Origin of the sequence: Pseudofrankia asymbiotica (assembly GCF_001983105.1) — a bacterium.
Classification (GTDB): Bacteria; Actinomycetota; Actinomycetes; order Frankiales; family Frankiaceae; genus Pseudofrankia; species Pseudofrankia asymbiotica.
Window position 1 is genome coordinate 50,766 of record NZ_MOMC01000075.1, and the last position, 6,385, is coordinate 57,150.

A 6,385-nucleotide genomic window follows, 5' to 3' on the forward strand; every position below is an offset into this window, starting at 1 on the left:
GGGCCTACGGCGGTCAGGGACAAGCAAGGTATGCGGGGGGCTACCGACAGGGTTGTCCGGGACTCGATGCCGTTCCTCAATGGGGACGAACCGGCGAGAGGACGGGCCAGAATGGCGCGCGAATGGCTGTTGGCCGTGGATCTGGGCACGACCTGGACCCGGGCCGCCTACACGACTCCTGACGGCACCGCCCCCGTCGTCGTCCGGATACCGGTCACGCAGCTGGCCTGGTTCCCGACGGCCGTCGCCCGTTCCTCCGACGGGCGCTGGCTCGTCGGGGACGCGGCCGCGTCGCGCCGCATCGGCCGCCCCGACTGGTACTGGAGCGACGTCAAGCGCGACCTGGGCCGGGACGAGCCGAGGCTGCTCGGTGGGCACCCGTTCGCCGCCGTCGAGGCCGCGACCCAGCCGGTGCTGCACGCCGCCCGACTGGCCCGCCGCCAGGCCGGCCGCGGGTTCGACCGGCTCGTCCTGTCGGCGCCTGTCTGCTTCTCGGCCGACCAGCGCGCCGCGCTGCGCGAGGTCGGGGAGAACGCCGGCTTCGCCCCGGACGCCGTCACGATCGTCGACGAGGCCGCGGCCTGCGCCCGGGCGGCGCTCGGGCCCCGGCCGGAGGACGGCACCTGGGTCGTGGCCGACATCGGCGGCGGGACGTTCGACGCCGCTCTCGTCTCGGCCGACCGCGGCGTGGCCCATGTGCTCGACCAGGTGGGCGACGACGCGGCGGGCGGGCGGGCCATCGACACGGCGATCGTCGCGCGGCTGCGCGAGCGCTACCAGATCGACGACGCCGACGGCGAGGCCAGCCAGCGCCGCGCCCTCTACCTGCGCGACGCCGCCCGCATGCTCCGGGAGGACCTGTCCGAGGCGCGGACGGCCGACGTCTTCCTGCCCGACCTCCTGCTGGAGCTCACCCTCACGCCCGCGCAGCTCCGGGACCTCGTCGAGCCCGTCCTGGCCCCGGCCATCGAGAGCTGTTCGGCCATGCTGGCTCGCAACGACCTGAGCTGGGAGAAGGTCAGCGCCCTGGTGCTCGCCGGCGGCGCCACCCGCGGCCCGACGGTGCGCGCCCAGTTCGCGCCGCTGGCGCCGCTGCGCGACGCCGCCGCCCCGGAGCTCGCCGTCGTCCTCGGCCTGACCGTCCCCGCCGAGGCGTCGAACCGGACCATCCTGTCGCTGCACTAGCCCGTCGCCACACTAGCTCGTGGCCGCGCCAGCCCGTCGCCGCGCTGGGCAGCCGACCCACGGCACCCGAACCAGGGCACCCGAGCTGGGGCACCCGACGGTCGGCGCCTGCCGCCGGCGTGAGCCCGGTGGGCCATGCCCGCCAGGCTCAGCCGCGTCAGGTCAGAACCGTCCCGGGGTGGCGAACGTCCGTACGGCCTCGGCCCGCCCCGAGACCGTGGACCGGCGTATCGCGGTGTCGACGGACGGTTGTCCGCCCGCGATCCACAGCGGGCCGTTGGCGATGTTGTCCAGGGCTTCCTGGGCGGTCTCGTCGGGCGGTTGGGCGGCGTCGAGGGGATATCCCAGCCGGGCCATCGCCGGAGTGGCGGTGAAGCCGACGCTGAGGTGCAGCACGTCGACGCCGTACTTCTCGCACTCGATCCACAGCGCTTCACTGAAGACGCGGCTGAAAGCCTTCGATCCGCAGTAGGCGGCCAGGGACGGCGCGCCCATGAAGCTGGCACCCGAGCCGGACAGGATGATTCCCCCGCGCTTGCGCGCGCGCATGAGGGCGCCGTAGTGGTGCGCGAACTCGRCCTGGCCGAGCACGTTGACGGCGATGACCGACCGGTAGACGGCGGGGTCCAGCTCGACGAAATCACCGCGCACGTTGTTCGCGCCGGCGTTGTAGATGAGCAGGCCGACCTCGACGTCGTCGGTCACGGCCCGGGTCCGCTCCAGCGCGTCCGGCTCGCTCAGGTCGACGGACAGCGTGCGCACCTCCGCGCCACCCGCGCGCAGGTCATCGGCCAGCGCCTCCAAGGGGCCGGTCTTGCGGGCCGTGAGGACCAGTTTGAATCCGTGCGCGGCCAGTTTTCGGGCATAGCCCTCGCCGATGCCCTCCGAGCCCCCGACGACCAGGGCCCACGGCCCGTACTTCTCCAGATCCATGATTTTCCCTCTGACATCGGCGGCGCGAAGACATCGAGCCCGTCCGGCCCGGGTCCGGGCCGGACCGGACGGGCCGCGGTGGGCCCGGCCCCTGCGGGCGCGGGCGGGCGGCCGACTGGCCGGCGCGGGCTCAGGCGGTGGCCGCGGGCTGGCCGTCCAGGTCGAGCCCGAACTCCTTGAGCTCGCGCTCGGCCCAGAACAGACGGCCCGTGTACTCCCTGGGGTCGGCGCAGGAGGCGAAATAGGCGATCATGCGCGCGGGGACCTCCATCGGCACGGCCACCGAGTCGTCGAGGCCGGCCTCCTTGACGCGGATGGCGACGAGCTCCGTGGCCACCAAGCCCGGGTGCAGGCCGATCACGAAGATGTTCTTTCGCGCCAGCTCGGGCGCGAGGGAGTTGCCGAGCCGGTCGAGCGCTCGCTTGCTGGAGTAGTAGCCAGGCACGGCGAGGCTGAACTTGCCGACGGCCTCGAGCTTGGGGAGCTCCTCCGGCTGGCGGAAGACCTCGCCGCTGCCGGTGCTGAGGTTGATGATGCGCCCGCCGCCGCGGCTCTCCATGATGGGCGTCACCAGCTGCATGAGGGTGAAGGGCGCGTGGAGGTTGACGTCGAACTGGTACAGCCAGTCCTCGCGTGTCAGCTCCAGAAACCGCTTGTTCCAGATGTCGCCGGTGGTGGCCGCCGCGTTGTTGACGAGCACGTCGACGCCACCGAACCGCTCGACGGTGGCATCGACCAGGTTCTTGAGATCGGCCTCGCTGGCCAGGTCGGTCTGCACGGCGAGCGCGCCGGCTCCCAGCTTCTCGAGCTCCGCCAGCGTCTCGTTCAGGGTGCCGGGCAGCGTCCTGTCCGGCTCGACCGTCCGCGCGGCCAGCACCACGTTGGCGCCACGACGGGCGAACGTCTGGGCCGCCTGCCGGCCGACCCCCCGGCTGGCCCCCGTGATGATCACGACCTTGCCGGTCAGGTCCAGCTCCTCCTGTCGCTGCATGGTGATACGACCTCCGCCCTCCATTTGACCAATGTTCAAATGGAGGGTAGCACCCGCCCCACTCCCGGGCATCATGATCGAAACGGGCGGATCGGACGCGACGGTCCAGCTCCGCCCGGCCCCGGGCCCTCGGGCCGCCGGGCCGGCGTGATCTCGGCCGCGGCGCGGTCGACACAAGATCGGAACGGCGACGGTCCGCGCTGCGTATGGTTTCCGTGATGGCACCCGACCGAACGCGTACGCCGCCCCGCCAGCGGGCGACGCTCGTCAACACGAGGTCACGGGAGACCCGGCTGGCGCTCACCCGCGCGGCCCTTCGCCTTTGGAGCGAGGGCGACTTCGACGCGGCGTACGAGGCGAGCACCGTGGCCGATATCGCCCAGGCCGCCGGGGTCACCAGGGGAACCTTCTATTTCCATTTCGCCAACAAAGAGGCGATTCTCATCGAGTTGGGGTCGGCGACGATCCAGGCGATGATCGACCAGGTCGAGGCCGGCGCCGCGCAGGGCGTCCCGCTGCGCTCGTTGAGCGAACAGGTGATGGCCTCGATGGCTCGGCGCGTTGTTCGCACACCCAGGGCGGCCGCGCTGCGGGCGGGTTCCCTCGGCTTCGCGGCGCGGCCGGACGGGTCGACCCCGGCGAGCCCTCGCCTGAGTGTCGCCTTTGAAACCCTCCTCCGTTACGGCAAGGAACGCGACGAGCTGAGCACGCGGATCGACGAGGAAGAGGCCGCCGCGATGCTGACCGCCGTGACAATGGAGGCCATCATCCGGTGGGGGGCGGGAGACCGGTCCGCGTCCTGGTTGGGCCAGACGCTCCGCGACCGAGTGACCGTCATCCTGCGCGGTATCAGCGACTCCGACGACAGCTAGCGGGCATTGACGAAGGCGCCGCCCCGCGAACCGGTGATTGAGCCCGTGCGCGGCAGACTGGTGAACGCGACGATGGCGCCGCGCTTCAGCCCTGTTCCGGGCAATCCGTGGAGTATCGTGTACGGCAGCTCATCATCGTGACTGGGCGCGCGGAAGAGGTAGGAAACCTGGTGACATCCGAACCGAAAAGAAAACTGGTGGTCATCACGGGGACCAACGCGTCCGGGAAGAGCGCGCTGGGCGTGGAGCTGGCCAGGAACTTCGGCGGCGAGGTGATATCCGCGGACTCCCGGCAGGTATACAGACACCTTGACATCGGTACGGGAAAACTCACATCCGACGAGATGAGAGGCGTTCCGCACCATCTGATCGACGTGGCCGACATCGGCGACAGGTTCTCGGTCGCCGATTTCCAGGCGGCCGCGTACGCCCTGACGGACGAGATCTCGGAGCGGGGCAGACTGCCTTTCATCGTCGGCGGCACCGGGCTGTACGTGAGGTCCGTCGTCGAGGGCTACCAGCTGATCTCGGTACCTCCCGACTGGGATCGGCGAAACGCGCTGGAGGCCCTGACCGACGAACAGCTGCGCGAGCGTCTCACCGGTCTCGACGACACCGCGCTGGAGCGCGTGAGCGGGGACAACCGCCGAAGGATGATCCGGGCCATCGAGATCCTGGAGAGTGGTTTCGCCTACCCGCCCGACCGCCCGAACGAGCCTCGCTACAGCGTCCTGCAGCTCGGCCTGACCTGGCCGACCGAGGTCCTCAGGAGAAGAGTCGACCAACGCCTGAGGGACCGGCTGGCCGCCGGCATGGTCGACGAGGTGCGGGCGCTTCTCGACAAGGGGCACTCCGTCAGCGAGCTGGATTCCCTCGGCCTGGAGTACCGCCACGTCATCCGCCTGATCAGCGGGGAGTACCAGTCCGAGGACGAGCTGTACGAGAACCTGCGCAAGGCGATCTACAGGTTCAGCAGACAGCAGATGGTMTGGTTCCGGCGGGACACGGGGATTCACTGGCTCGACTGCGAGCGGAACTACCTCGACGAGGCGCGTGGAATGATCGAGTCGTTCATCGCGTCATCCGAGGAACAGCAAGGGCGGTAAGCGGCAGAGCGGTAGGGGCGGTAGTGGCGGTCGCTCAGCCATGCAGGGCGCGCAGGAAGAGGCGGACGGCGGCCTCGACGCGGCGGTCCACCTCGGCCGGGTCGGGCACGACGCCGAACGAGGCGAGCCGGGCGGGCGCGCTGGAGACCATGCCGACGTAGAGGTCAGCTAGCGTGTCGGCGTCGTCGGTGAGGGTGATCGCACCGGTGGTGGCGTGCCGGCGCAGCAGGTCAGCCACCAGCCGCTGGCGCGGTGAGCCGCCGGCGGCGCCGAGCTGGATCCGGCGGGCGAGCTCGGGGAACCGGTCGGCCTGGGCGATCGCGATCCGGCTGACCTTGACCATCGACGGGTCGAGCGCGCGCCGCAGCGCCGCCTGGCCGATCGCGGTGAGCGCGCCCTCCAGGTCGTCGAGGTCGGGCGGCTCGGGCTCCGGCAGCGGCCAGTCCGGCCGGCCCATGGCCCAGCCGAACACCGAGGTGAACACCGCGTCCTTGCTCGGGAACCGGGCGTAGAGCGAGGCCTTCGTCGTCCCGGCGGCCTGGGCGATGGCGTCCATCGAGGTGCCCTCGTAGCCGTTCTCCAGGAACAGCCGCAGCGCGTGCTCGCGGACGTCCCGGTCTAGCCGGGCGGCCTCCTCGCGGGTCGGCCGGCCGCCACGGCGCGGCGCGGGCGTCGGCCGCGCGCCCGGTGGGGACGTCATGACCGCCAGTCTGGCAGACCTCGGCGCGAATCCCGCCGATAACTAGACTCACGAGTCTGGTTAAAACTAGACTCACCGGTGTAGTAACCCGGCCGGAAGCGGTGGCGATCCAGGCGCCGGCCTGACGCCGGCCTCAGCACCGCTCCCGGCCTCAGCACCGTCCGCAGAAGAGGGGCTTCATGTCCGCGACAGCCAGGACGACCAGCCAGCCGGCCGCGCTCGGCGACGCCACCGTGGCGGCGCTCGACGCTCGTTTCCAGGAGCGCCGCCAGCAGGTGCCGGTGCTCGCGCAGCGCGCGAAGGCCGAGGGCGTCGAGGAGATCCGCTCGGCAGAGGACATGGTCCCGCTGCTGTTCCCGCACACGACGTACAAGAGCTACCCGGAGACGATCGTCACCAGGGGGCGGTGGAAGCAGCTGAACCGCTGGCTCGACTCGGTGTCGACCTACCGGGTCGCCGACGTCGACGTCACGGGCGTCGAGGATCTCGACGGCTGGATCGCGCGTAAACATTCACCTGGTTTAGGGATCTTGCTGTGGGTGGCGGTTCGGGGGCGTGGCTGTGGGCCGTGCCGGTGGGTCGGCGCGGCGGGGTCAGG

Annotated in this window: 6 protein-coding genes and 1 pseudogene; 4 read left to right on the forward strand and 3 right to left on the reverse strand. The window is 71.0% G+C overall.

Annotation, left to right across the window (positions count from 1 at the left end; all coding sequences use genetic code 11):
* Window positions 1–111 precede the first annotated feature (111 nt).
* Window positions 112–1,185, forward strand: coding sequence for an Hsp70 family protein (locus BL253_RS31825; RefSeq protein ID WP_076821010.1), 1,074 nt, complete (start codon window positions 112–114; stop codon window positions 1,183–1,185).
* Window positions 1,186–1,347: 162 nt separating this feature from the next.
* On the opposite strand, the gene BL253_RS31830 is transcribed toward BL253_RS31825, so the two are convergent.
* Both BL253_RS31830 and BL253_RS31835 read right to left on the reverse strand, forming a co-directional pair.
* Window positions 1,348–2,118 carry an SDR family NAD(P)-dependent oxidoreductase gene (locus BL253_RS31830; protein WP_076821011.1) on the reverse strand — a complete coding sequence of 257 codons (771 nt, stop codon included), beginning with the start codon at window positions 2,116–2,118 and terminating at the stop codon, window positions 1,348–1,350.
* Between the two features lie 130 nt (window positions 2,119–2,248).
* On the reverse strand, window positions 2,249–3,109 hold the full coding sequence (locus BL253_RS31835) for an SDR family NAD(P)-dependent oxidoreductase (protein ID WP_076821013.1): 861 nt from the start codon (window positions 3,107–3,109) through the stop codon (window positions 2,249–2,251).
* Window positions 3,110–3,327: 218 nt separating this feature from the next.
* On the opposite strand from BL253_RS31835, the gene BL253_RS31840 reads away from it, so the two are divergent.
* Window positions 3,328–3,981: a TetR family transcriptional regulator gene (locus BL253_RS31840; RefSeq protein WP_420801737.1), complete on the forward strand. Its 654-nt coding sequence runs from the start codon at window positions 3,328–3,330 to the stop codon at window positions 3,979–3,981.
* 170 nt (window positions 3,982–4,151) lie between these two features.
* On the forward strand, window positions 4,152–5,087 hold the full coding sequence (gene miaA / locus BL253_RS31845) for a tRNA (adenosine(37)-N6)-dimethylallyltransferase MiaA (protein WP_076821040.1): 936 nt from the start codon (window positions 4,152–4,154) through the stop codon (window positions 5,085–5,087).
* Window positions 5,088–5,121: 34 nt separating this feature from the next.
* On the opposite strand, the gene BL253_RS31850 is transcribed toward miaA, so the two are convergent.
* A complete protein-coding gene (locus tag BL253_RS31850) occupies window positions 5,122–5,787 on the reverse strand; it encodes a TetR/AcrR family transcriptional regulator (protein ID WP_076821017.1) in 666 nt (221 codons plus the stop codon).
* A 179-nt stretch (window positions 5,788–5,966) separates the two neighbouring features.
* Between BL253_RS31850 and BL253_RS31855 the strand changes: the two are divergent.
* Window positions 5,967–6,385 (forward strand): annotated as a pseudogene (locus BL253_RS31855) (hypothetical protein); the annotation flags it as partial.